This is a genomic window from Gemmatimonadaceae bacterium (genome assembly GCA_036003045.1).
GTDB lineage: Bacteria > Gemmatimonadota > Gemmatimonadetes > Gemmatimonadales > Gemmatimonadaceae > JAQBQB01.
The window spans coordinates 72,670-98,121 of the sequence record DASYSS010000042.1 but is presented as its reverse complement, the minus strand read 5'-3'; the positions used below and the strand labels follow the sequence as shown (position 1 = coordinate 98,121).

Here is a 25,452-nt window from a genome sequence, read left to right as displayed (position 1 = left end):
CTCACCATGTCAACATGTTGACGCGCCGTTACTTCCGGCTCCGCACGCTCGGCCGACTGACGCTCACCGTCGTGGATGGTGAGACTGAGTCGCTCGCGGAGATTCGGCCGCGTCATCTCGCCGTGCTGACAGTGATCGCGCTGTCCGCGAAGGACGTGTCGCGAGACAAGCTCGTCGCGATGTTCTGGGGCGGCGAAGACGAAACTCGCGCCCGACACTCGCTTTCGAACGCGCTCTCCGGTCTGCGCGCTGTGCTCGGCGCGGACGCGATCACTTCACGGCGCGACCACATCGCGCTGTCCGACGACGCGCGGGTCGAAGTCGACAGCGCGCAGTTCAGCGCCGCGATCGAAGCCGGCGATGACCGGCGTGCGGTCGCGCTCTATGGCGGCCGTTTTCTCGACGCCGTCCATGTTCCCGACGCGCCGGACTTCGAGGACTGGGCGAGTCGCGAGCGCGGTAAGCTCGAGCGGCGGTTCGTCGAAGCGTGCGAGCGACGGGTCGCGCGGCTCGAGAGGGATGGCCAGTCGAACGAAGCACTGGTGCTTGCCGAGCGGTGGCTCGACGCCGCGTCGAGCTCCACTTCGGCGGCGGATTCGATCGCACGACTTACAGCTCAGCGTAGGGTCGCGGAGCCCGCGCGCGTTCCGGCGTCGCCGCGCGTCGAGGCGCCGTCGGTCGAGGCAGAGCCGACGCCTTCCTTGAAACCGACGCCGATCGCGGGGAAACGCCGGCGGCCGCTCGTTCTCGCCAGTTTGGCGGCGGCGATCGTCATCGCGGTCGTCTGGCAATTCCGACGCGCATCGAGCGAAGCGGCGGCGGCAACGCATCCGGTCGTCGCCGTCACATCGATCGAAGACGTGCGCGGGGACACGTCGATCGAGTGGCTGCGCGTCGCGCTGCCGCGGATGATCGCGAGCGATTTGGACGGATTGCGCGGCGTGGAATCCGTCGCCCCGGCGCGCGTACGCGACGTCGTCGCGCGGCTCGCCGGTTCCGGCTCGGCGCGGCTCAACGAACAACAGGCGGTGGACGTCGCGCGCCGCCTGCGCGCCGGGTGGTCGGTGACCGGCGGTCTGTCGGTCGCGCCCAACGGCTACGTCCTCGACGTGACCGTGAGAAACGTCGGCGACGCGGCGGAGTCGGAGGCGTTCACGATCCTCGCGTCGAATCCCGTCGAGCTCGGGCGACAGGCGGCCGCGCGCGTCGCGACGATTCTCGCGGCCGGTCCCCGAGGGACGGCGCGTTACTCGGGCATCGAGACCTCGAACGCCGACGCGTACCGCCACTTCACGCGCGGCATGATGGCCGCCGCCTCGGAGAAGTTCGCCGACGCGGCCGGCCAACTCGATTCGGCAATCGCGGAAGATTCCGGTTTCGTCGAGGCGATTCGCGCCCGTCAGAACATGGCCAACGCCGTGGGAGACGACTCCGGCGCGCATCGCCTCGGGCTTCTTGCCACCCGACACGAAGATCGTCTTCCCGAGCTCGAGCGGCTCGCCGACGAGATCCGCAACGTCGACAGCCTCGGCGAGAGCACGCGGGCCGACGCGTTGAGCGCGGAGTTGGTCGCACGATTCCCGCACGATCCGCGCGCGTACAGCGCGAGGGCGGATCTTCTCACCGCGCACGGACGCTGGGCGGAGTCCGAGACCGTGTTGTCGCGCGAGCTCGCCCTCGACTCGCTGGCGATGGTTGCCGGCGACGGTCCCTGCACGCCGTGCGAGGTGCTCTGGCGCCTGTCGCAGGTTCGTCTCGCGAAGGGCGATCGCGTCGGCGCGGAGGCATCGGCCCGTCGATGGGTGGCGTTGCAGCCCGACCTGCCGGCCGCGTGGCGAAACTTGTCCGCGACGCTCGCCGCGGTCGGCAAATCAGCGGAGGCGGCGGAGGCCGGCTATCACGACGTCGCGCTCTCGAGAAACGCGCTCGCCGCGGTCGACTTCGCGCGAACGATGCTCTCCGCGCGCCGCTACGACATCGTGGACTCGTTGCTGCGCTCGTGGAAAGGCACGCGCGATCCCGTCTTGCTCGACGGAAGCCGCGACGTCGGCGTGATGTTGGAGCGGGAGCGTGGCCGCATCGCCGAGTCAGTGGCGTCGCTCTCGACGCTGCCGCCGAACAACGGACTCGTTCTCGTCAGAGCCGACGGCCTCGCGCGCATGGGACATCTAGCCGAGGCCCGCGCGATCTTCGAGCGCGTCGGACATCCGCCGGGCTCTTCGGCGTCTGGGTTCACCGCGCCCGAGGCGCGCGGCTTCTCGTGGTCGCACGCCCTCGAAGCCGACGCGCTCGTTCGAGCCGGCGACACGGCCCAGGCCCGGTCGCTCGTCGATTCGATTGCGCGGTCCGGCGCGCAGAGCTACTACGGCCGTGACAAGGTGCTGCACCACCATGTTCGCGGCGTCCTGCTCCTCGCCGAGGGCAAGTACGCCGACGCCGAACGCGAGCTGGTCGCCGCCGAGTGGTCGGCGAACGCGTGGACCCGCACGAACGTCGAGCTGGCGCGCGCGCGTCTCGCGCTCGGCCGTCCCGACAGCGCCATTGCCGCGCTTCGGGACGCATACATGGCCCCGGTAGACGCGATGGCCCGCTACGTCCCGCGCACCGAGATCGACTGGTGGATGTCCCGCGCGTTCACCGCTGCGCACCAACCCGACAGCGCCGCGGTGTATGCGGCCTACGCGCGCGATGCGTGGCGCAACGCCGACCCGCAGTTCCGCGCGCGCCTCGACTCGCTTTTCGCGCCTAGCCGCTAGCGGCTAGGTGCGCGGAGTCTTCGGGGTGGGACTATGCTCCACGGACCAGCGCGGTATTGCCGACACTGCCCAGCAGCGGAGCGATCCCGTTTAAGCCACGCCCACACCTAGACCCGCGCGGAGCTTGCTACCTCCCCGCCACGAGCTGCCGGAGCACGTAGGGCAGGATGCCGCCGTGGCGGTAGTAGTTCATCTCCTCCGGCGTGTCGATCCGCGCGAGAGCCTTGAACTCCTTTGTCGAGCCGTCGCCTCCGGCGGCGCGAACGGTGAGCGTGGACTTGGGTTTCAGCCCCGCGCCGAGCCCGACGATCTCGAACGTCTCGAAGCCGGTGAGCCCGAGCGACTGGCGAGTTTCGCCATTCGTGAACTCCAATGGCAGAACTCCCATGCCGACGAGATTCGACCGATGGATCCGCTCGAACGACTCCGCGATCACCGCGCGGACGCCGAGCAGGACGGTGCCTTTGGCCGCCCAGTCGCGCGACGAACCGGTGCCGTACTCTTTGCCGGCGAGGATGACGAGCGGGGTGCCCGCCTTCTGGTAGGCCATCGAGGCGTCGTAGATGAACTGCGCCTTGCCGCCCGGCTCCGTCGCCGTCCAGCCACCTTCGGTGCCCGGGGCCATCTCGTTTCGCAAACGGATGTTCGCGAACGTGCCGCGCATCATCACTTCGTGGTTGCCGCGGCGCGCCCCGTACGAGTTGAAATCCTTCTTCTCGACGCCATGCTCGACGAGCCATTTCCCGGCCGGACTCGACGCCGGAATGTTGCCGGCGGGCGAGATGTGGTCGGTCGTGATCGAATCGCCGAGCATCGCGAGCGCGCGCGCGCCGGTGATCGGGGGAATTCCCGGCGGTTCGGTCGTCATGCCCGCGAAGTACGGCGGATTCTTGACGTATGTGGAATCGTCGGCCCACGCGTACGTCTCACCCTGCGGCACGTCGAGCGTGCGCCACTCGTCGTCCCCGTTGAACACGTCCGCGTACTGCGTCTTGAAGAACTCCGCCTTCACGCTACGGCTGATCTCGTCCTGCACTTCTTGCGGCGTGGGCCAGATGTCACGCAAAAAGACGGGACCGTCGTTCCCGACGCCGAGTGGTTCGCGCGTGAGATCGAGATCCATGCGCCCGGCGAGCGCGTAAGCCACGACGAGCGGCGGCGACGCGAGGTAGTTGAAGCGGGTCTGCGGATTGACGCGACCCTCGAAGTTGCGGTTGCCGGAGAGCACCGCCGCCACGACGAGCTTGTTGGCGTCGATCGCTTGTCCGATCGGCTCGGGCAGCGGGCCGGAGTTGCCGATGCAGGTCGTGCATCCGTACCCGACGAGCTGGAAACCGAGTTGGTCGAGGTACCGCTGCAAATCGGCCTGCTTGAAGTAGTCCGTCACGACCTTCGACCCCGGCGCGAGCGACGACTTCACCCACGGCTTCGTCTTGAGTCCCTTCTTCACGGCGTTGCGTGCCAGCAATCCCGCGGCGAGCATCACCGATGGGTTCGACGTGTTCGTGCAGCTCGTGATCGCCGCGATCACGACGGCGCCGTGTTTGAGCGTGAACGTGTTGTTGTTGTACTGCACCTGCGCGCCGCCTTCGGTGGAAACCGCCGGCTCGGCGACGGCGACCCCCCCGCCGCCACTCGCCGCCGCGGCGCGGCCGCCCTCTTTCCCGGACGAACCGGCGCCGGCGAGCTTCTCGAGTTCTGCGCGCACCGCTTCCCCGTACATCGACTTCGACCTCGAGAGCGGTACGCGGTCCTGGGGGCGCTTCGGCCCGGCGAGGCTCGGTTCGACCGTTCCGAGGTCGAGCTCGAGCGTGTCGGTGAATTCGGGATCCGGCGTCGAATCGGTTCGGAAGAGGCCCTGCTCCTTGGTGTACGCCTCGACGAGCTTGATGTGGTGCTCGGGGCGGCCGCTCAGGCGGAGATACTTGAGCGTTTCCTCATCGCACGGGAAAAAGCCCATCGTCGCGCCGTACTCCGGCGCCATGTTGGCGATCGTCGCGCGGTCCGCCAGCGGCAGCGACGACAACCCCGTTCCATAAAACTCGACGAACTTGCCGACGACCTTCTTCCTGCGAAGCATCTCGGTGGCGGTGAGCACGAGATCAGTCGCCGTCGCGCCCGGCGGCAGCTTGCCGTGCAGCTTGAACCCGACGACCTCCGGGATGAGCATCGACACCGGCTGGCCGAGCATCGCCGCTTCCGCCTCGATGCCGCCGACGCCCCAGCCGAGCACGCCGAGCCCGTTGATCATCGTCGTGTGCGAGTCGGTGCCGACGAGCGAGTCCGGGTAGGCGACCCGTTGTCCGTCTTCCTCTCCGACGAACACCGTTTTGCCGAGGTACTCGAGGTTCACCTGGTGGCAGATGCCGGTGCCGGGAGGCACGACGCGGAAATTCTTGAACGCTTCTTGTCCCCAGCGCAGAAAGACGTATCGCTCCTTGTTGCGCTCGAACTCGAGCTCGGTATTGATGAGAAACGCCGCCTGCGTGCCGTACTCGTCCACCTGAACCGAATGGTCGATGATGAGATCGACTTGCTGAAGCGGGTTGATGCGCTGCGGATCGCCGCCGAGCGACGCGATCGCGTCGCGCATCGCGGCCAAATCGACGACGGCGGGTACACCGGTGAAGTCCTGGAGCAGCACGCGCGCGGTTCGGAACGCGATCTCCTTTTCGCCGTGTCCACGCACGTCCCATTTGGCGAGCGCGAGCACGTCGTCGTGTTTGACGAACGCGTCGTCTTCGTTTCGCAGCAGGTTTTCGAGCAGGATCTTGAGGCTGAACGGCAGACGCGCGGCCTGGCCGCCCGACGGCTCGTCGAGCGCGGCGAGGCGGTAGACGACATACTGCTCGCCGTCGACGGCAATGGTCGCCCGGCTCCCGAAGGAATTCTTGGTTGTCATTTGAACTTGTCTCTCGACTCGAGGCGCTTGGCCCAGCGAGGTGACTGACGGAGCCACTGGCGGGACGCGCACGTCGACCGCCAGGCTGCGAATTAATCTAACGCGAACGGCCCCGGCGCGGGGAACCCTTGACCTTGGTTGCCCGCGGCCGCCGGCGTCCCGGCCGGGCAGGAAAACTCGACGCAGACGACGCAGACGCGAACAGCAATGACGCAGATGAACGACAGAGGCTTTGACCTACGCCGTTCGCCGTTCGTCTGCGGGATCGCCTTTCAATATCCGCGTCATCTGCGTTGAATGTTCCTCGTGCGCCAATCGCAGCTCGCCGACCGGCGCAACGCCGACCGACTGCGGGCTAGGCGGTCCGCTTGTGGTACAACCGGATCGCCAATGCCAATACCGCCGCGCCATAGACCGCCAAGATTCCGAGGGCCGGTGCGATGTCCATGAAACCCGCGCCTTTCACGAGCACCGCCCGCGAGATCGACACGAAGTGGCGCACCGGATTGAGCATCGACGCCACTTGCACCCAGTGCGGCATACTGTCGATGGGCGTCAGCAAACCGCTCATCAACAGGTAGATCATCAGAATGAAGAACGAGACGAACATCGCCTGCTGCTGCGTTTCGACGCCGGTCGAGATCAAGAGCCCGATGGCGAGCGCGACGACCAAATAGACGCCGGCCGCGCCCAGCAACAGCGCCGGATTGCCGCGAATCGGCACGCCGAACACCAAATGGCCGACGATCAAGCCGAGCGCCATGTCGATCAGCGCGAGCACCCAGAAGGGAAGCAGCTTCGCGGTGATGAATTCGGCTCGCGTGATCGGCGTGACGTTGAGCTGCTCGAGCGTTCCCATCTCGCGCTCGCGCGCGATGTTCTGCGCGGTGAGCAGCGTTCCGATCATCGTGACGAGGGCGACGAGGATCCCCGGCACCATGTAGTGCTTGTAGTTGAGCGTTGGGTTGTAGAGCGATTGAATCCGCGTCTCGATGCGGGGAACGCCCGGCTTCGGCGGCTGTTCCTCCGGCGGGCCCGTCGCAATCGTGCGCACGTTCGGGTGGATCTGCGCCGACAACTCGCGCGAATAGTCGGTCAGGATCTGAAGCGCGTACGACTGCACGATTCCGGCGGCCGACCCCTTTTCGGCGTTCACGTCGAGTCCGATCGGCGCCGCGCCGGTTCGCACCAGCGATCTCTCGAAGTCGTTCGGGATCGTCACGACGAGCGTCGCGCGGCCGCCGAGCATCGCGTCGTTCGCCGAATCCGGCGAGCCCGATTGGCCGACGATGTTGAAGAATCCCGACGACCCCAGCCGGCTCACGACGCCGCGCGACGTGCTCGAATGGTCGAAGTCGACGATGTACGCCGGCGATCGCTTGATCTCGAACGTCGCGACGTTCGAGAGTAGGAGCAGCTGGATGAGCGGCATGACGATGATCTGCACGAGCGACGCCTTGTCGCGCGTCACGTGCAGAACCTCGGCGTGAGCCAGCACGAGCACGCGCCGTAGGAATGGGGACCCCCGCCGCCGCGCCACGCTCATTGGAGGCGCACCTTGAACGACCGCGCGCTGGCGACGAGCAGCACGAGCGTCATCGCGACGAGCACCAGCGTTTCGCGCCACAGATAGGTGATGCCGACGCCCTTGAGCATGATCCCGCGCGCGATCGTGACGAACCAGCGAGCGGGCACGATGAACGTCACCCACTGCAACACCGTCGGCATGCTCTCGATCGGAAACACGAACCCCGAGAGCATCTGCGTCGGCAGCATGGTGCCCACGAGCGCGCCGAGCAGCGCCACGCGCTGCGACGACGTACGCGCCGAGACGAGGATGCCGAGCGAGAGCGCGACCAGAATGAACAGCGTCCCCTCGGCGAGGAGCAGCACCAGGCTGCCTTGCATGGGCACGTGGAAGACGACGCGCGCGACGAGCAGCACCGTCAGCACGCTCACGAAGCCGATGCCGAGATACGGCGCGACCTTGCCGACGATGATCTGCCACGGACGCAGCGGCGATACGAGCAGCGCTTCCATCGTCCCCGTTTCCTTTTCCCGCGTGAGCGAGAGCGCGGTCATCAGCGCGGCGATGATCATCAACACCATCGCCATCAGCCCCGGGACGAAGAGATTCGTGCTTTCGCGCGTCGGGTTGAATCGCGAGCGCGCCTGCGGCACGATGCGGACTGTGCCCGCCGGCTGCGGCTGTTCGGCTTCGTATCCCTGAATGACGGCATTCACGTAGAACTGCCGCGACGTGCCCGAGTTCGGCTCGGTCGCGTCGGTCGTGACGAGGAGTTGCGCCGGTTGCCCCGACGCGAGGCGCCGGCCGAACTCGGGCTCGAACTCCACGGAAACCTGGACGGTGTCGTTCTTGAACAGAGCGTCGAGGTCGGACGCGCGGGACACGACCGCGACCGTCCGAAACACGCCGCTCGCGTTGAACCGGTCGCGGAGCTCGAGGGTTGCCGCGTCGGGTGACGGATCGACGATCGCGAGTCGAACGTCGCGTACGTCGGTCCGAATCGAGAAGCCGAAGAGAATCACCTGCACGATCGGCATGAAGATCAGCACGGCGAGCGTGCGCCGGTCGCGCAGGATGTGGTAGGTCTCCTTCCGGAGCAGACCCCACAGCGCTTTCACGAGGCGGCCCCTCCGCCCGCTCTCGACGACTCGGCGCTTGGCCGCGCGAGACGCACGAACAATTCGTCGATCGACGACACGCCGGCCTGTTGCTTGAGATCGGCCGGAGCGCCCATCGCCTCGATCCGCCCCGACACCATGATCGAGATGCGGTCGCAATACTCGGCTTCGTCCATGTAGTGCGTCGTGACGAGGACCGTCGTGCCCGCGTGCGCGGCCTCGTAGATCAGCTCCCAGAATTGGCGGCGCGTCACCGGATCCACGCCGCTCGTCGGCTCGTCGAGAAAGACGACCTTGGGTTCGTGCAGCAGGGCGACCGACAGCGCGAGCTTCTGCTTCCACCCGAGCGGGATCGACCGAACGAGCTCGCGTTCGGCGCGCGCCAGCCCGAGGCGGTCGAGGATGCGTCGCGTACGTTCCTTGAGTTCCGACGGCGGAAGATCGTAGATGCCGCCGTACAGGCGGATGTTCTCGCGAACCGTGAGGTCGTCGTACAGCGAGAAGCGCTGGCTCATGTAGCCGATTTCCTGCTTGATCGCCTCGCTGTCGGTCGCGACGTCGTGTCCGGCCACGCTGGCCTCGCCCCCCGTCGGGGCGAGGAGGCCGGTGAGCATGCGGATCGCGGTCGTCTTGCCGGCGCCGTTGGCGCCGAGGAACCCGAACACTTCGCCGGGCTTCACGTCGAACGTGATGTGATCGACGGCCGTGAACGTGCCGAAAGTGCGCGTCAGCTCGCGCGCGCGAATCGCGTCACCCGCGCCGTTCATGCCGCGTTGCCTCGGGGTTCGGCCGACTCTTCTCCTTCCGGCGCGCCCATGCGAGCCATGAACACGTCCTCGATCGTCGGCTGCGCGGGCGAGATGCTCGCGTCGGTGATTCCCGCGGCGCGCAACGCATCGGCCGCGTCGGCGGTGATGCGATCGGGCGCGGCGTTCGGGCGCGCGTCGACGAAATGCAGCGTCTCGCCGAACGGATAGACCGACGCGGTGTTTCGATAGGCGCGCAGCGCGCGAATCGCGGCGTACCGGTTCGCGGCGCGAACCGCGAACAGGGGACGCCCGTACGACGCCGTGATCGCCTTTGGCGCGTCGATGGCGAGGACGTGCCCGCGTTGCATGAGCGCGACACGGTCGCAACGGTCCGCTTCGTCCATGTACGGCGTCGAAACGAGGATCGTCAGCCCGCCCGCGCGGAACTTGGCGAGCAGCTCCCAGAATTCGCGCCGCGACACCGCGTCGACGCCGGTCGTCGGCTCGTCGAGAAAGAGAATTTTGGGGCGATGCACGAGCGCGCAGCACAGGGCGAGCTTCTGCTTCATGCCGCCCGACAGTGCCGACGCGCGGCGCGTTCGAAAGGGCTCGAGCTGGACATAGATCGGGGCGATCTGCTCGTACTCGCGCTCCACCGTCGTCCCGAAGACGGATGCGAAAAAGCGCAGGTTTTCTTCGACGCTGAGGTCGGGGTAGAGCGAGAAGCGGCCCGGCATGTAGCCGATCTGCCGCCGCAACGTCCACAGATCTCTCACGACGTCTGCTCCGAGCACGCGAGCGCTGCCCGAGTCCGGGAGGATGAGCGTCGTGAGAATGCGAAAGAGCGTCGTCTTCCCGGCGCCATCGGGGCCGATGAAGCCGAACACCTCTCCGGCGCCCACGCGGACCGACACGTCGTCGAGCGCGACGTTGGTGTCGTACCGCTTGCCGACCCGCTCGACGACGACCGCGTCGCGCGAATCGGCTCCCCCCACCGCGGTCGTCATCGCGACGCCGTGACCGCGGTGAAGCGAACGTCGACCGGCATGCCGATCTTGAGCACGCCGTTCGGATTCGGCACGCGCAGCTTGATGGCGTAGACGAGATTCGTGCGCTCGTCGCGCGTTTGTATAGGCGTGGGGGTGAACTCCGCCTGCGAGCTGATCCACGACACTACACCGGGCAGCGTTTGGTGCGTGTCGGCTGAGTCGAACGTGACCTCGGCGCTCTTTCCCAGCTTCAGCTGCGCGAGTTGCGGCTGCGTGACGTAGGCGCGGAGCTCGACCGTGTCGAGGTTGGCGATCTTGTAGAGCGGTTGGCCGACCTGCACGAATTCGCCGCGCTTGGTGTAGGTGGTGAGGACCGTTCCGCGGAGCGGGTTCGAGACGCGGCTTCGGCGGATCTGGTCGCGGATCTGCGCGGCGCGCGCGTCGTTCGACGCGACGTCCTCAGACGCCGTTCGCACCTGCGCGTGTCCGGCTTCGATCTGCGCGAGGAGCGTCTTGTAGTCGCGCTCCGCCTGATCCAATTGCTGCGAGGTCGCCGCCTGCTGGGCGACGAGCCGTTTCGTCCGTTCGTAGTTGCGCTCGGCGATGTCGCGCTGCGACTCGAGAACTCCGAGCTGGCGCGCGGTTTCGGTCACGCGCGCGCCGCTCGTCGCGCGCTGCGAGGACGCCTCTCGCAGCTGGAGCACGAGCGCGCTCGTGTCCACGACCGCGACGACATCCCCCGCGGCGACGTGCTGCCCCTCGAGCGGCTCGAACGCTTTGAGCTGGCCAGCGGTCTGCGCGCCGACCACGACCTCGGTTGCCTCTACATTCCCGAACGCATCCGGCCCGGGCTCCTTGTTGCAGCCAGCGACGACGAAGGCGCTACCCGCCGCGAACGCCCGCGCGAGCAATCGACGATTGCGTGTCATTGCGGAATCTCCAGGCCCAACATGTTCAGGTAGCCGGCCCGCGCCTGCGCCAACTCGACGCGGTGCTGCGCGCTCGCGAGTCGCGCGGCGAGCACATCGGCGTTGCGATCCACGTACTCGGAGGTCGTGACGACACCCTCGCGCAGCTTTGCCGCGGTTTCGCGCTCGATCTCTGTGCGCAACGCGACGATGCGGTCGTCGAGCGCGATCGCGGTATCGAGCCGAGTCATCGTGGCGAGAAAGGGCTGGACGCTGCGACCGATCTGGTCCGCGAACGCACGCTCGTTCGTCGTCGTGATCTGGCGCTGAAGTTCCAGTACCTGTCGCTCGCGCGTCGTGGTGCCCCACGTCCAAGGCTTCCACTCGAACTGCAGCCCACCGAGTGCGTACGGCTGAAAACCGGAGGCCAACTGATTCAGGCCGGGACGCCCATACCCGACGCGCCCGAACGCCGAGATCTTCGGGCGATCCTGCGCGGATTCGACCGCTTCCTGTGCCGCGAGATGGGCGCGGGTCGCCTCGAATTGCGCGAACTCCGGCCGCGAGCGAGTGTCAGCCGGCGGTGTCGCTTGAGCGCGTGCGACCGCGGCGGCCAGGTCCGGCAGCGCCAGCGTCACGGAATCACTGATCGGGGCGTGTACGAGCTCGGCGAGCCGCGAGAGCGCGGCCGTCCGATCGGCGCGTGACTGGGCGAGGTCTTGACGGCGCTGGAGGATCGTCGCGGCGATGGCGGCGGTGTCTCCGGGAAGGGCAGCGCCGTCTCGCAAGCGGATCGCCGTCTCGCGCAGGCGGGCGTCGAGGTCCGCGATGGCGAGAGTCGTTTGCGCGCCGCGCTCCTGCGACAACAGCGCGCTGAAGAACGCGTCGTTCACGTCCTGTCGCACGCTGAACAGCGCCACGCGCAGCTCGGCCTGCGTCTCCGCCAACTGCGCGCGCTCGGCGGCGCGGCGCGGCGCGACGGTCGGTGTGACGAGCGGCTGCTGCGCGTTCAAGTGCGCGTCGTACGTGTCGTACGGCGGCGCGGGGATCGTGATGTTCGGGATCCGCACCGGAATCGTCGTGACCGCCGACTGGTACTGCGCTTGTCCCGACAGCTCGAGCGCGGGCTTCTTGTCGGCGTCGATATTCTCGAGGCGAAGGGCGCTCGCCGCCGCGGAGAGCTGAAACTGCCGCTGGCGTGGATCGGTGGCCGTCGCCTGTTGCAGCAGCGCAGACAGGCGGACCGAGTCGCGCGGGCCGGCCCAGGAGGATTGCTGCGCGCGGCCGGTCGCGACGAGCGACAGCGTGGCCAGCGATGCAAGCGCGACCGATGAACGAAGAGTCGTCATGGTCGAAGTGCGTTGAGGATGAAGTCGGGGAGCGTCGCCTTGCGCTCGCGGATGAACCGCTCGAAGCCGCGATCGTCGAGCTGGAGGACGGTGGCGAGCATCGGTCGGGCGACGAAGGGAAAGACGCAGAGCGACGCGAGGTTCGCCAGGAACTGGTCGAGCGAGATCGGCCGGATGCGCCCCGCGCGCGCGGCCTCCTTCAACTGTCGGTCGAGCGTGCCGAGAAAGTGCTCGCCGATTGCCTGCGCGCGGAGTTGGGCGATGGCCTCGAGAAGTTGCTTGGCGCGCTCGGGGTGCTGGTTGATCTCGCTGATGACGTAGCCGGGCGCGTACGGCGTGGCGGAGAGCTGGTCGAGGTAGAGCGCGACCACCTGTCGCACTTTCTCGTCGAGCGCGGTGGGGCCGCCGAGGATCGCGCCGACGCGCCCGAAGAGTCCGGACGCGACGCGTCGGAAGATCGCCTCGGACAGGCGCGCCTTGCTGCGGAAATAGTAGTGGAGGAGGGCTTTGTTGACGCCGGCCTCCTCGGCGATCTCCTGCATGCGCGCGCCGTGAGTGCCGCGTCGGACGAAGACGGCGTGGGCCGCGTCGAGGATCCGCTGTTCGGTGTCGCGGTCGCGCACCGGCGGCGCGGCCGGCTTCGGCGCGGTTCTTGTTTTCCGCCGGGTTAGACTGGATGGTTTAACCATACGGTTAACAACGTATGTGCGAGCGCCGAATGGCGCAAGGCGAAAAAAAAGGACGGGCGCCTTTCGGCGCCCGTCCTCGAACGATGCGAGAGGACGTTACGGGTTCGGCGGTCCCGCCGGAGGCTGTCCGCCGCCGGCACCACCGCCGGCGCCGCCACCACCACTGCCCGGCGTCGGCGTGCCGATTCCCGCGCCGCCACCCATCAACTGCACCGGCTGCGCGGCCGCGCCGGTCGGCGCCTTCTTTTTGATGAACGGAATGCCGTTCGCGATCCACTCGGCTTCCGGCGTTCCCTTGAGGTAGTGGTCGTAGAACTGGTGCATCCGCACTTCGACGTCGTACTGGTTGTCGTAGCGGGTGAAGCCGTGGCCCTCGCCCTCGTACGACAGGAAGATCACCGGCTTCTTGAGGAAGCGAAGCGCGTTGTAGAACTCGACGCCTTGGAGCCATTCGGTCGAGCCGTCGTTCGTGCCCTGGAAGATCAGGAGCGGCGTGTTCATCGACGGCGCGTGGAAGACCGCCGACTGATCCATGAACAGCGAAAGATTGTCGTACGGGTTCGCGCCGAAACGTCCCTGGCCGTACGTGTCGTAGCGGTGCTGGTTGGTGCCCGTCGTCTTCCACAGCTGGTTGAAGTCGGCGACGAGGTCCACCGCCGCGGCGCGGATCGCGATTGCCGCGAACATCTTCGACTGCGTCGAGATGTACGCGCCGCCCTGACCGCTGTAGCTGCCGCCGTGGAGACCGACGCGCTTCGGATCGGCGTACCCGAGGTCCTCGGCGCGCTTCACCGCCGCCTCCACCGAGTTCAGCATGTCGGTGTGCGAGCGCCCGGTGTGGAAATAAATGTCCGGGAGCAGGACGAGGTATCCGTTGCTCACGTAGTCCGCGTACTGCGGCGCCGACGCGTAGCGCGGCACCTCGTAATGGTTCTGCTGGTCCGACAGTTTTTCGTAGAAGTACACGAGCATCGGCAGCTTCTGGCCCGGCTTGTAGTCGTCAGGAACCGCGAGCGTGCCCTGCAGCTTGTGGCCGTCCTTGTCCTTGTAGTCGATCAGGATGCGGTGGCCCCACTTGAATTCCGACTGCTGGGGGTTCGCGTCGGTGAGCCGCTTCGGGTCTTCGAACTTGCTGTTCGTCACCCAGTAGTCGGGAAATTCGACGAACGTCTCGCGCGTGAACAGAACGCGGTCGGCATTCTTCGCCTTGACCGGCCGCCCGAAGCTGCGGTCCTCGTACACGAGCTTCGTGAGCTGGTCGCCCTCGAGGCGATAGTAGCCCGCCTTCTTGTCGTCCTCGTTGAACGCGGAGAGGAGCACCGGCTTCGAGAGATCGATCGTTCCGCCGCCGCCGCCGCCGCGCCCGCCGCCGCCCCCCCCGAACCCGCCGCCACCCGCCGCCGGCGCGTTGTCGTCGGGCTCGAGGCGAACGTAGCGGAAGCGAACATCGCTCTTCGCCCCGACGCCGTTCGTGAGGTTGCGCGCCGCGCCGCTTCCGTCGAGCGAGACGAGCCAGAGATCGTACTTGTGGTCGAGTACCACCGACTTGCCGTCTTTCGTGAAACCGCTGATGCCGTACGACGGCTTCTCACCGACGTGATCCTCTTCGGCGTTGACGAAGCTCACCGGCGCCGACTGCGTGATCGCGACGTGCTTGTTCGCGGCGATGTCGTACGACCAGATCTGCTTGTCCTTCCAGTACAGGAAATACTTCCCGTCGGGCGACAACCCGAGTGAGCGCTCCTGTCCCTTGAGCACGGAGGTGCGCTCGCCGCTCGTCGTGTTCACGCGATAGAAGTCGGAAAGCTGCGGCTTCCAATCATCCACATACTCCTTGTCGTCCTGTCCGATCGCCCACGCGCCGTCGCGCGTGATCTGCACGCGATCCATCCGCGCATCGGCAAGCGGAACGACTTTCTTCTGCGCGAGCAGCACCGCCGCGGTGAAGGTCCGGTTGCGGTCCTGCTGCGCGCGCACCATCTGCACGGGTTGGATGTACGGATCCTTCCAGTGCCAGACGTCGACGTTGCCGATCGGCTCCACGGCCGCCGTCGAATCGCGGCGAGGCGGTGAGGCTTCCTGCTCCTTGAGGCCGACGAAGATTCGCGAGTGGTCGGGACTCCACTGGAGCGTCCCCTTCTCGCTGATCACCATGTTGTCGGCCAAGCCGGAAAGCGCCTTCCGATCCAGCACGAACGACGCCGGCTCGGCGCTCTCGAGCGACGCGAACGCGACGACCGCGTTCTCCTTTTCGGTGAATCCGCGGCGATCGGTGCCGCGGAGCGCCGCCACCGACGTGCCTGAGTCGTCCCAGGTGAGCCGCGTGTAGTCGGCACGCGAGTTGTCGAGCGAACGACGCTGCCAGTTGGACGTCGACACGATGAACAAGCCGTTGCCGTCGCGATCGGTCCCGGAGACGGTGTACGCGAGCATCGTCCCCGGCTTGTTGAACTCGGCCGACGAGACGCCGCCGATCAGCTCATCGCCTCCGTCTCGCAGGTGGTGCAGAATGAGATCCGTGCCGTCGACGCGCGCGGGCACAGCGCCGCCGCGTCCACGACCGCCACCGGCCGCGCCGGCTCCGCCACGGCCGCCGGCGGCCGCGGCGTCGGGCGGAGCGCCGGGACGGGCTTTGCGAACCATCAGCGCGACCGAACCTTTCGAGAACGCGAAAGACGCGACGTTGTCCCACGATTCGACCGCGCCGGTGGCGAGGTTCCTGAGCTCCAGCCGCGACGGTCCGTTCGCCGGCGTCTCGGTCTCGGACGCGTTGGCGCGCCCAGCCGGCGCCACGAAATACGCGACCCACCTCGAGTCGTCGGAGAATTGCGGTCGCGACGCGCGGGCAATCTTCGACTCAGCGTGCGCCGAGAGACTCTCGAGGTACAGGGTGTCGTCGACGCGGCGCTGTTGATACCCGTACGATGCCCAGTTTCCGTCGTCCGAGACGGCGACGTCGCGAATCGAGCGCCACTTGGCGTAGTCGGCGACGGTCATCGCACGCTTGTCGTCGTTTCGCGCCGCCGCTGCGGGTGCACCGGTCTGCTGCACGGTCGCCTGCGCGCGTTGCGCCGCGATGGGCGACGCGAGCGCCAGCAAGGCCGCGCTCCATCCCAATCGCAGCGCGATGCGGGAATGGAAACGCACGGGAAAAAGAATGGGTATAGGCCGCGGGGCAGCGTGTGGGTTGGGGCGGGGGCGGGGGCGGGGGCGGGGGCGCATGCTGTTCTCCTGAGCGTTGCGCGTGCGGGAAGGCCGTTCGATCTTGCCGAGATGACTACGCGAAGTGATCCAATTCAGTTGACAACGAGCCTCATGTCAATCGACTCGACCAGCGGCTGTGAAGCCGAGGTCGTGTCTTGGCTCGACAAGTACCTCGCCGATGGTGGATGGCGGACCCGGCGCATTCCGGTCTCGCCCGGTCGGTACGACGTCTTCGCGACCGAGGTCGAGAGCCCGCTCGTCACACTGACCACGCATCTCGACACGGTGCCGCCGTACATCCCGCCGCGCCGGCAGGGCGGAAAGCTGTACGGCCGGGGCGCGTGCGACGCAAAAGGGATTGCCTCATCGATGATTTGCGCCGCCGAACGACTGCGTGAGACCGGCGTTCCGGTGGCGCTGCTGTTCGTCGTGGGCGAAGAGGTGACGCACGACGGCGCGCACGCCGCCAATCAGGCGATCGTGTCCGGTCTGGTGCCGCCAACCAACCGCGTACTCGTCAACGGTGAGCCGACCGAAAGCACGCTCGCCGTCGGAACCAAGGGCGCGATTCGCGTCACGGTTCGAACGCGCGGGCACGCCGCGCACTCCGCGTATCCGCACCTCGGTCACTCTGCCACACGTGACCTCGTTCGGTTGTTGGCCGAGGTCGACGCCATCGAGTTCCCGACGGACGAGCTGTTCGGCCCGACCACGGTGAACATCGGTGTTCTGAGCGGCGGCGTCGCGGACAACGTCGTGGCGCCGGCCGCCGAGGCCAGACTCATGATTCGGCTCGTCACGCCGCCCGAAGACGTGAAGTCGATCATCGAGCAGTGGGCCGGAGGCCGAGCCGACCTCGAGTGGGGGCCTGTCGTTCCGCCGATCCGGCTCGGGGTGGTGGATGGCTTTCCGACGTCGGTGGCGGCGTTCGCCACCGACATTCCGGCGCTGACGAATTGGGGAACGCCGTACTTGTTTGGTCCGGGCTCAATCCACGTCGCTCACCGCGACGACGAGTGCGTGTCGCTCGACGAGCTCGAGGCGGCGGTGGGGGCGTACGAGCGGATCGCGATCGCGTCGCTCGAGGCGTCGGTCTGATCCGGCGAGGGGCGCGGAGGGGTCCGCCCCGGCCGGCCGACTTGGCCCTAATACCGTTTGGTACTATATTCTGCTTGTAACGCCTTTTGGTACTAGGATGGCCTTGCGCGCCCCATACCCGACCGCATCGAGCTCGCCCAGCCCTGCGCGCGTGTCGCGGGCCGGTCTGGCGACCTTTTTTCGCATCGCCGCCGAGTGGGATCTCGACACCGCGCAGCAGATGGCGCTGCTCGGGTTGCCGTCGCGGACGACGTTCTTTCGCTGGAAGAAGGCGTCGCCGGCTTCCTTGCCACCCGATACGCTCGAGCGGCTCTCGCACGTCTTCGGGATCTACAAGAGTCTTCAGATTCTGTTGCCCCACGCCGCGGCGGCGACCTGGATTCATCGGCCGAACGACGCGCCGCTCTTCGGGGGACGGCCGGCGCTCGAGCTCATGACCCGTGGCGTGGCCGGGCTCTTTCTCGTGCGTGCGTATCTCGACGCAGAGCGGGGCGGCGACTTTGTCTGAGCGGCCGGCGCGCCGCGACACGAAGGTCGTGCCGCTCGCGCCGTCGGCCGACCGTCCGATTCCGGTTCGGCGAATTCACTGGAAGAGCGCCGTTCGGATCATCCCGAGCGTCTTCCCGCCGGCCGACCTGTTCAAACGGGTTGCTGCGCCGGCGGATCGTGACGCCGTGCACGCGATCGAGGACGCATTCAATCCGCGCCTGCGCCCCTCCGCCGGTCCGGCGGCGGGGTTGAACGCGAGCGAACGCGTCGTCGGCCCGGGTGCGACCTACATCATGGCGGCGTTCACGCATCTCTCGCCCGACGGCAGCCGGTTCAGCGACGGCACGTTCGGCGTCTTCTACGCGGCTCAGCGCGAGGCGGTGGCGATCGCCGAGACGCGGTATCACCGTGAACGGTTCATGTTGGCGACGCGCGAAGCGCCGTGCGAGCTCGACATGCGTGTGCTGAGCGTGGGCGTGAGGGCGCCGCTGCACGACCTGCGTGGCATGCGGGCGATCCTGCCCGACGTTTACCGCCTCACCGACTACTCCGCCTCACAGTTGCTCGGCGGCGTGCTGCGGGCGGGTGGGTCGAACGGCGTCGTCTACGACTCGGTGCGACTCGAGGGCGGACGGTGCGTCGGAGCATTTCGCCCGCGGGTGCTCTCACACTGCCGCGAGCGGAAGCACCTGCGCTATGTGTGGGACGGCGCGTCGATCGCGTCCGTTTTCGAGATCAAGCGGCTCCCCGCTCGCCCTCCGGCTCAGCCTTAGGCGGCAGAATTCGCTCGATCTTTCGCGCGATGATGGCGTTGGTGGGGCAGAAGCGCACGAACTCGCCGTCGGCCGGCGACCAATTGGCCGTGTGTGCCAGGGCGTACGCCTTGCCTTCGCCGTCGAGCGCCATCGCGCTGGGCGCGAGCGCGACGCACAGGCCGCACCCGATGCACCCGTCGCGGTTCACTTCGATCTCGAACAGCCGCCGCGGATAGACGCCGCCGGGCTGGTCGTAGAACGCGTCGATGTCTTCCAGGGCCTTGAGCGCGGCGCGGTGTCCTTCGTCGATCGTGGCGGCGATGTTCGCGAAGCTGAGCCAGTCTTCGCCGACGCGCGGGCGCACGAGGACCATCGGCGGGCCGCTCCAATGCGTCAGTGGGTATTGTTGAAGCGCGTGCATCATCGTCGCCGCGGCGCGCAAATAGATGTTCGCGAAGCCGAGCGACAGAGCGTTCTGGATGGGCCGCAAGTCGCTGCTGCCGACGTCCACCGCGATGACGAGATCGGCGTCGGCCGCCGCGATCAGCACCGGGAGGTTGTCCACCACGCCGCCGTCCACGCAGAGGCGGTCGCCGACGCGGCCCGGCGGGAAGTAGCCGGGCAGCGCGCACGACGCATACACCGCGTCGCGGACGGAGACGTTCTGCAGGCCCTTGAGCCCCCAGATCACCTGCATGCCGCGCTCGATGTCCACGGTGTTCACGAGCAGCCGGCCGGGGAGGTTGGCGAACGTCCCCTCCGGCACGACGGCATGTGTCAGATCGCGGAGCGGCTCCTCGAGGTAGATCGACGGGGACCGCATTCGCTCCATCAGCATTCCGAAATGATTGATTCGGAACAGGTCGCGCCGCCGCAGCGATTGGGCGCGGTCCACGAGCTCGGCCGCCGACATGCCCGCGACGCGAGCCGCGGCCATCATCGCGCCGATGCTCGTGCCGGCGTACGTCGTCGGCACGATGCCGCGCTCCTCGAGCGCCTGGATGACGCCGATGTGCGCGAATCCCTTCATCCCCCCGCCGCCGAGCACGAGCGCGATGCGGCGCTCGCGTGGGGTGGGGGTCGGAACAGGGCTCGGAGTCGTGGGCGTGCGGGTCATACGTGGAATATCGGCGGCGTCGCCGTTCGGCGAAACGACCGGTGGCGGACCGCGCGACGCGAATCTAGTGTTGTACGCGTCGGCCGGTGAATTCTTGAATTCGCGACGGCGCCGCCGCGTTCCCGCTCATTCGACGATCGACATTTCGCCCGCGCCACGCCGACGATGGTTCCTTCCGACGACGCCGATCGAGGCACCCGCGGGCGCGGCGAGCAATCGCTGGTCCGCGCGTTGGGGACGTGGGGGATGGCGGCGAGCATCGTCAACATCACGATCGGCGGCGGCATCTTCCGCTTGCCCGCGCCGATCGCCGGCGTTCTGGGACCCGCTGCGCCGATCGCGTATCTCGTGTGCGCCGTCACGATGGGGCTCATCGTACTCTGCTTTGCCGAAGCCGGGAGCCGCGTCTCGCTCACCGGCGGCGTGTACGCGTTCGTCGACTTGTCGCTGGGCCCGGCCGTCGGGTTCTTCGCCGGATTCATGCTGTGGTCGGCTATTACGGTTGCGGCGGCGGCGGTCGCGGCTTTTTTCGCCGATGCACTCGGGTCGCTCGTGCCCGTCCTCGCGGCGCCCGGCGTCCGCATCCCGTTGCTGATCATCGTGCTCGCCGCGCTGGCGGCGCTCAACGTCGTGGGAGTGCGGGGGGCAAGTCGCTTCAACACGGCGGTCACCGTCGCAAAGCTGGTGCCTCTCGTCGCGCTCGTCGTGTTCGGCTCGGCGGCCGTGGTTTCGTCGAACATCGTCTGGCATGCGGCGCCTCCGGTTCGCGACGTCGCGCGGGCATCGACGCTTCTCATTTTCGCCTTTCTTGGCGTCGAGAGCGCCCTCGCGCCCAGCGGCGAAGTGCGCGATCCGCGGCGAACGATTCCGCGCGCCATTTTCATCGCGATGGCCGTCGTCACCGTGATCTATCTGACCGTGCAAATCGTCGCGCAGGGCGTTCTCGGTAGCACGCTCGCCGGCCGAGCCGCGCCGCTCGCCGACGCCGCCGGGGTGGCGTTGGGCGCGCCCGGGCGCACCTTCGTGCTCGTCGGCATGGTCGTGTCGATGTTCGGCTACGTGGCCGGTGTGTCGCTCGCGGTTCCGCGCATGCTGTTCGCCTTCGCCCGCGACGGATACCTGCCGAGCGCACTCGCGCGCGTGCACGAGCGGTTCAGCACCCCGTATATCGCCATTGTGGCGCAGGCGGCGATCGTCATTGTCCTCTCGACGACGGGGACCTTCGAGGAGCTCGCCGTCATCGCGAACGTGGCGACGCTCGCGGTCTACGCGGCGTGCTGCGTCGCGGTGCTCGTGCTTCGCCGGCTCGAATCGACGGGGACGCGACCCGCGGAGGTTGCGTTCCGCGCGCCGTTGGGCGGCGCGGTACCGGTGCTGGCCCTCGTCGCGATCGGTTGGCTGCTGACGAGCCTCACCCGCCTGGAGTGGACCTCGCTCGCCGCGATCGCCGCCGTCGCGTCCATCATCTACGTCGGGAGCTCGCGCGCTCGGCGTGTCTCGCGCGCGACTGCGGAGCCGGCCACGTGAGCGCCACGACCAGCACGGACGTGCGAGACGCGCTTCTCCAGTTTCGCGCCGAGTTTCCGATTCTCGAGCGCACGACGTACCTCGTCTCCAATTCGCTCGGGGCGATGCCGCGCGCCGTGCCCGAACGACTCGCCGAATACGTGGACCAATGGGCCGAGCGCGGCGTCCGTGCATGGGCGGACGGCTGGTGGGAAATGCCGGTGTCCGTCGGCGACGAGATCGCTCCGCTCATCGGAGCGCCGTCCGGCAGCGTAGCCATGCTCCCGAACGTGACGATCGCGCAAGCGTCGGTTCTGAGCGCCTTCACGTATGCGCCGCCGCGCGACGCCATCGTGATGACCGAGCTCGATTTCCCGTCCGTGCGCTACATATATGACGGCCTCGCCAAACGCCTCGGCGCGCGGGTCGTGGTCGTCCCTTCCGGCGACGGAGTCGGCGTGGACATGGATCGCCTCTTGTCCGCGATCGACGAACGGACCGCGCTCGTCGCCATCTCGCACGTTCTCTTTCGCTCGGCGTACATCCTCGATGTCGCGGCGATTTGTCGCCGGGCGCGCGAGGTGGGGGCTCGCGTATCGCTCGACGCGTTTCACTCCGTCGGCGTGATGCCGGTAGACGTCACCGCACTGGGCGTCGATTTTTTGAGCGGCGGCGTGTTGAAGTGGTTGTGCGGCGGTCCCGGGGGCGCGTTTCTGTACGCGTCGCCCGAGGCGAGCAGGTCGCTCATGCCATCATTCACCGGCTGGCAGGCGCACGAGCGTCCGTTCGGATTCGAGTCGGACATGCGCTACGCCGAGGGCGCCTGGCGCTGGTTGAACGGCACGCCGCCGATTCCCGCGTTGTTCGCCGCCGTCGAAGGTCCGCGGATCGTTCGGCGGGCCGGCATCGACGCGATTCGCGCGAAGAGCGTTCGCCAGACGTCGCGTCTCATCGAGCTTGCCGACGCGCGCGGCTACCGGGTCTCCGCGCCGCGCGACTCGGCGCGCCGCGGAGGGACGGTCGCGTTCGACGTGCCGCATTCGTACGGCGTATCGCGAGCGCTTCTGGCGAACGACGTGATCGTGGACTATCGACCGAATGCCGGAATTCGCATCGCGCCGCATTTCTATACCTCCGACGCGGAGCTCGAGCGCGCCGTCTCGATGATCGACGACGTTCTGCGCGACGGTGCGTGGAAACCCTTCGAAGCCGAGAGGAGTGTCGTCACATGATTCGTGCGGTCGTGGTGGCTGCCGCCGTCGCCTTGTCCGTCGCGGGCGTTTCGCGAAACGGGCCGCCATCCCAACGCTCGCGATTCGCGCGCGCCGACACCGCCGGGCTTCACCGCTCGCTCGACGCCGTCGCGTCGGGGCACCGCGGAGTGCTCGGCTACACGGTCTGGAACATCGACACGGGCGAACGGCTTTCGCTGCGTGGCGACGAGACCTTCCCGACGGCGAGTCTGATCAAGGTTCCAATCCTGGTCACGCTGTACGATCTGGCCGAGAAGAAGCAGCTCTCGCTCGACGATCCGCTGACGGTGTTGAAGATCGACCAGGTCCCGGGAAGCGGCGTGCTGCAGTTCATGCACTCCGGGATGTCGCTCAGCGTGCACGACGCCGCGTCGTTGATGATCGTGTTGAGCGACAACACCGCGACGAATCTCCTCCTGGACCGCATCGCGATCCGCCGCGTCTGGACGAAGATGGAAGCCCTCGGCTTGCCGCACACGAAGGTGCACTCGAAAACCTTCCTCCGTCTGACCAGCGTCGCGATGGACAGCTCGGTGAAGTACGGGTTGGGCGTGAGCACACCGAACGAGATGGCCCACCTCTTCGAGCTCCTCGCGGACGGAAAGGCCGTGAGTCCCGCGGCGGATTCAGCGATGCTCGAGATTTTGCGCAACAACGCCGACGGCGATTCGATGCAACGCGCCATCGATGGGATGAGCGTTCCGCACAAAACCGGCGCGACTGATTCGGTGCGAACGGAGTGCGCGCTGTTCAGGCTTCAGTCGCGGGTGGTCGCGTGCGGATTCACGAAACAGAATGCCGACATCCGCTGGGTCGTGGACAACGAAGGCCAGGTGGCGCTGGGGAAAATCGGCGCGTTGGTCGTCGCGGCGTGGCCGAAAGCGCAGGCGGCGAAATAGTCGGCGCGGGAGCGCGGCAAGGGTGGTCGAAATGTCCGGTGTCGAGTTCGCGCCGCCCATTGTTGGCTGGGCGCAACGGTATGCCACCCTCAACCCGCTGAATCGCCGCTCCGCCTCAGTCCAAAAGTCCGAATCTCCCTGGCTCGGCTAATGCCTTTCTGTCCGGCCGAGGATCATCATGTCGCCACGACGACCATTTCTTTTCATCGCGCTCCTTTTGAGCATCGCCGGCGGTCCGGTGCTCTCCTGGGCACAGGTCACGACACTGCCCGCGGCGCCGGGGACCGTGGTGCAACAGGGCGCCGCTGCCCCGGCCGTGCCGGCGAGGGTAAAGGCTCCCACCGCGGCTGCGGCGAGCGACCTCCCTCTCCTCGCGCTTCTGGGACTGGGGCTTCTCATCACGGGCGCCGGCATGGTCACCAGCATTCGACCCTCGAGGCAACGTGCGTAGATATCTCGGACTCTCGCTCTACGCCGCCGGGGGGCTGATGCTCTCCTACTCGGCGGGCCGATACGTCGAAGGTTGGCGTGATGCACAGCGCGCGCGAGACTCGTGGAACAGCCAGGGAAAAGTCGCGGTCGCGCTCGTGCGTTCGGCGAATCACAACCGGCCCGGCCGAAACTGGATCGACGACGGCGCGCCTGTTGCCCGTCTGGTCATCCCCAGCATCGACATGGACGAAATCGTCCTCGAAGGGGCCGACGAGCTGAACGCGGGTCCGGGGCACGTCGCGGGGAGCGCGTTCCCGGGGGAGATGGGGAACGCGGTCATCTCCGGTGAGCGGGACCGGTACTTCAATCACCTCGACTCGGTCAGCCCCGGAGATACGGTCGTCACCGAGTCGGGACTGGGCCGCGATGCCTGGATCGTCGTCTCGAAGCGAATCGTACGACGGGACGAGCGGCTGATCGCGCACGCGTCCGACACCACGCTTACCCTCACGACGTCGTGGCCCATCCGCTACGTGGGACCCGCGCCCGAGCGCCTGATCGTCACGGCGACTCACGTCGCGCTTCCCGGACGCAACGCGCCGAGCCACTGAGCCGGCCCGACCGCGCTCGCGCGGCCGCCGTCGTTAAACTCAAGGGAGGCGAGCTCTCGCTTCCCATGACACGTCCTCCTGCCGATCACCGGCCCGCGATCATTCGCGTGCTGCCCCACATCGCTCGCGCCATCGACGAACGAGCTCCGGTTGTGGCGCTCGAGAGCTCGGTGTTCGCACAGGGCCTGCCTATTCCGGAGAACCGTGAAGCGGCGCGCCGCATGGTGGCCGCAGTCGAAGTCGCCGGTGCGGTCGCCGGAATCACGGCGGTCGCGCACGGTACTCCGACGATCGGTCTCCGCGAGGACGAGCTCGAGCGCTTCCTCGCGCGAGACGGCATTAGAAAAGTCTCAGCGCGCGACATTCCCGTCGCCATGGTGCGGCGTCACGATGGGGCGACGACCGTGGCTGCGTCGGTCGCGTTGGCGAGCGCGGTCGGCTTCGAGGTGTTCTCGACGGGTGGGATCGGCGGCGTGCACCGCGACTCGCCGTTCGACGAGTCCGCGGATCTCGCTGAGCTCGCGCGGACCCCGATCGTCGTCGTCTGCGCCGGCGCAAAGTCGATCCTCGACTTACCGGCCACCTGGGAACGCCTGGAGAGTCTGGGGATTCCGGTAGTTGGTTTTCGGACGTCGGAGCTGCCGGGATTTTTTACGGCCGAGACCGGCATCAGGCTCGACGCGAGGGTCGACAACGCGCTGGAGGTGGCCGCCGTATTTCGGGCACACCAGGCGTTGGGGCGACGCCAGGCACTTCTGGTCGTTCAACCCCCGCCTCCCCATCACCGTCTGCCTCGCGAGGACGTGGAAAGAGCCGTTGCGACCGCCCATCAGAGCATCGTCGCCGGCGACATTCGAGGGGCCGACGTCACACCGTTTTTGTTGTCAGCCGTAACTCGTTTGACCGGTGGAAGTTCGCTGGGCGCAAACTTGGCATTGCTGGAGCAAAACGCGGCGTTGGCGGCCGAGATTGCCGTCGCGCTCGCGGCGTCGCCGGAAACGCGCGGCGCAACGATGTCCGACTAACCGCCGAACCGTCGTTCACTATTGAACTTCGCAGTGCCCAGATTGTAGTATAGGCGTACACCTCAAGAGCTGGAG

20 protein-coding genes are annotated in these 25,452 nt (G+C 67.4%); 10 read left to right on the top strand and 10 right to left on the bottom strand.

Annotated elements, in window-relative coordinates; all coding sequences use genetic code 11:
- The first annotated feature begins 14 nt into the window (after positions 1-14).
- A complete protein-coding gene (locus VGQ44_10680) occupies positions 15-2,756 on the top strand; it encodes a hypothetical protein (protein ID HEV8447280.1) in 2,742 nt (913 codons plus the stop codon).
- A 127-nt stretch (positions 2,757-2,883) separates the two neighbouring features.
- On the opposite strand, the gene acnA is transcribed toward VGQ44_10680, so the two are convergent.
- The 9 genes from acnA to VGQ44_10635 all read right to left on the bottom strand — a co-directional run bounded on the left by acnA (position 2,884) and on the right by VGQ44_10635 (position 16,135).
- Positions 2,884-5,658 (bottom strand): aconitate hydratase AcnA, encoded by a 2,775-nt coding sequence (gene acnA / locus VGQ44_10675; protein HEV8447279.1) that lies wholly within the window; start codon positions 5,656-5,658, stop codon positions 2,884-2,886.
- Positions 5,659-6,013: 355 nt separating this feature from the next.
- On the bottom strand, positions 6,014-7,204 hold the full coding sequence (locus VGQ44_10670; protein ID HEV8447278.1) for an ABC transporter permease: 1,191 nt from the start codon (positions 7,202-7,204) through the stop codon (positions 6,014-6,016).
- The gene (locus VGQ44_10665) at positions 7,201-8,304 is read right to left on the bottom strand and encodes an ABC transporter permease (protein ID HEV8447277.1); all 1,104 of its coding nucleotides are present in this window, start codon (positions 8,302-8,304) and stop codon (positions 7,201-7,203) included. Before VGQ44_10665 ends, VGQ44_10670 begins: the two co-directional genes overlap by 4 nt.
- Positions 8,301-9,071 (bottom strand): ABC transporter ATP-binding protein, encoded by a 771-nt coding sequence (locus VGQ44_10660; GenBank protein ID HEV8447276.1) that lies wholly within the window; start codon positions 9,069-9,071, stop codon positions 8,301-8,303. Before VGQ44_10660 ends, VGQ44_10665 begins: the two co-directional genes overlap by 4 nt.
- Positions 9,068-10,060, bottom strand: a complete 993-nt coding sequence (locus VGQ44_10655) for an ABC transporter ATP-binding protein (GenBank protein HEV8447275.1) — start codon at positions 10,058-10,060, stop codon at positions 9,068-9,070. The genes VGQ44_10660 and VGQ44_10655 overlap by 4 nt, the downstream gene beginning before the upstream one ends.
- Positions 10,057-10,971, bottom strand: coding sequence for an HlyD family efflux transporter periplasmic adaptor subunit (locus VGQ44_10650; protein ID HEV8447274.1), 915 nt, complete (start codon positions 10,969-10,971; stop codon positions 10,057-10,059). The genes VGQ44_10655 and VGQ44_10650 overlap by 4 nt, the downstream gene beginning before the upstream one ends.
- Entirely contained in the window at positions 10,968-12,299 is a 1,332-nt protein-coding gene (locus VGQ44_10645) for a TolC family protein (protein ID HEV8447273.1), read from the bottom strand. The genes VGQ44_10650 and VGQ44_10645 overlap by 4 nt, the downstream gene beginning before the upstream one ends.
- The gene (locus tag VGQ44_10640; protein ID HEV8447272.1) at positions 12,296-12,922 is read right to left on the bottom strand and encodes a TetR family transcriptional regulator; all 627 of its coding nucleotides are present in this window, start codon (positions 12,920-12,922) and stop codon (positions 12,296-12,298) included. Before VGQ44_10640 ends, VGQ44_10645 begins: the two co-directional genes overlap by 4 nt.
- Before the next feature lie 162 nt (positions 12,923-13,084).
- On the bottom strand, positions 13,085-16,135 hold the full coding sequence (locus tag VGQ44_10635) for a prolyl oligopeptidase family serine peptidase (protein ID HEV8447271.1): 3,051 nt from the start codon (positions 16,133-16,135) through the stop codon (positions 13,085-13,087).
- Between the two features lie 168 nt (positions 16,136-16,303).
- On the opposite strand from VGQ44_10635, the gene VGQ44_10630 reads away from it, so the two are divergent.
- The 3 genes from VGQ44_10630 to VGQ44_10620 all read left to right on the top strand — a co-directional run bounded on the left by VGQ44_10630 (position 16,304) and on the right by VGQ44_10620 (position 18,552).
- Entirely contained in the window at positions 16,304-17,290 is a 987-nt protein-coding gene (locus tag VGQ44_10630) for a M20/M25/M40 family metallo-hydrolase (GenBank protein ID HEV8447270.1), read from the top strand.
- Between the two features lie 97 nt (positions 17,291-17,387).
- Positions 17,388-17,798, top strand: a complete 411-nt coding sequence (locus VGQ44_10625; GenBank protein ID HEV8447269.1) for an MbcA/ParS/Xre antitoxin family protein — start codon at positions 17,388-17,390, stop codon at positions 17,796-17,798.
- On the top strand, positions 17,758-18,552 hold the full coding sequence (locus VGQ44_10620) for an RES family NAD+ phosphorylase (protein HEV8447268.1): 795 nt from the start codon (positions 17,758-17,760) through the stop codon (positions 18,550-18,552). The genes VGQ44_10625 and VGQ44_10620 overlap by 41 nt, the downstream gene beginning before the upstream one ends.
- On the opposite strand, the gene VGQ44_10615 is transcribed toward VGQ44_10620, so the two are convergent.
- Positions 18,515-19,651, bottom strand: coding sequence for a patatin-like phospholipase family protein (locus tag VGQ44_10615; GenBank protein ID HEV8447267.1), 1,137 nt, complete (start codon positions 19,649-19,651; stop codon positions 18,515-18,517). The genes VGQ44_10620 and VGQ44_10615 overlap by 38 nt on opposite strands.
- A gap of 165 nt (positions 19,652-19,816) precedes the next feature.
- Here VGQ44_10615 and VGQ44_10610 point away from each other — a divergent pair, with 165 nt between their 5' ends.
- The 6 genes from VGQ44_10610 (at position 19,817) to VGQ44_10585 (ending at position 25,377) form a co-directional block, all read left to right on the top strand.
- The gene (locus VGQ44_10610; protein HEV8447266.1) at positions 19,817-21,178 is read left to right on the top strand and encodes an amino acid permease; all 1,362 of its coding nucleotides are present in this window, start codon (positions 19,817-19,819) and stop codon (positions 21,176-21,178) included.
- The gene (locus VGQ44_10605; GenBank protein ID HEV8447265.1) at positions 21,175-22,389 is read left to right on the top strand and encodes an aminotransferase class V-fold PLP-dependent enzyme; all 1,215 of its coding nucleotides are present in this window, start codon (positions 21,175-21,177) and stop codon (positions 22,387-22,389) included. The genes VGQ44_10610 and VGQ44_10605 overlap by 4 nt, the downstream gene beginning before the upstream one ends.
- Positions 22,386-23,309 carry a serine hydrolase gene (locus VGQ44_10600; GenBank protein HEV8447264.1) on the top strand — a complete coding sequence of 308 codons (924 nt, stop codon included), beginning with the start codon at positions 22,386-22,388 and terminating at the stop codon, positions 23,307-23,309. Before VGQ44_10605 ends, VGQ44_10600 begins: the two co-directional genes overlap by 4 nt.
- Before the next feature lie 178 nt (positions 23,310-23,487).
- Positions 23,488-23,760 (top strand): hypothetical protein, encoded by a 273-nt coding sequence (locus tag VGQ44_10595; protein HEV8447263.1) that lies wholly within the window; start codon positions 23,488-23,490, stop codon positions 23,758-23,760.
- Positions 23,753-24,352 (top strand): class D sortase, encoded by a 600-nt coding sequence (locus VGQ44_10590; GenBank protein ID HEV8447262.1) that lies wholly within the window; start codon positions 23,753-23,755, stop codon positions 24,350-24,352. The genes VGQ44_10595 and VGQ44_10590 overlap by 8 nt, the downstream gene beginning before the upstream one ends.
- A gap of 65 nt (positions 24,353-24,417) precedes the next feature.
- Positions 24,418-25,377 carry a pseudouridine-5'-phosphate glycosidase gene (locus tag VGQ44_10585; GenBank protein ID HEV8447261.1) on the top strand — a complete coding sequence of 320 codons (960 nt, stop codon included), beginning with the start codon at positions 24,418-24,420 and terminating at the stop codon, positions 25,375-25,377.
- The last annotated feature ends 75 nt before the right edge of the window (positions 25,378-25,452 follow it).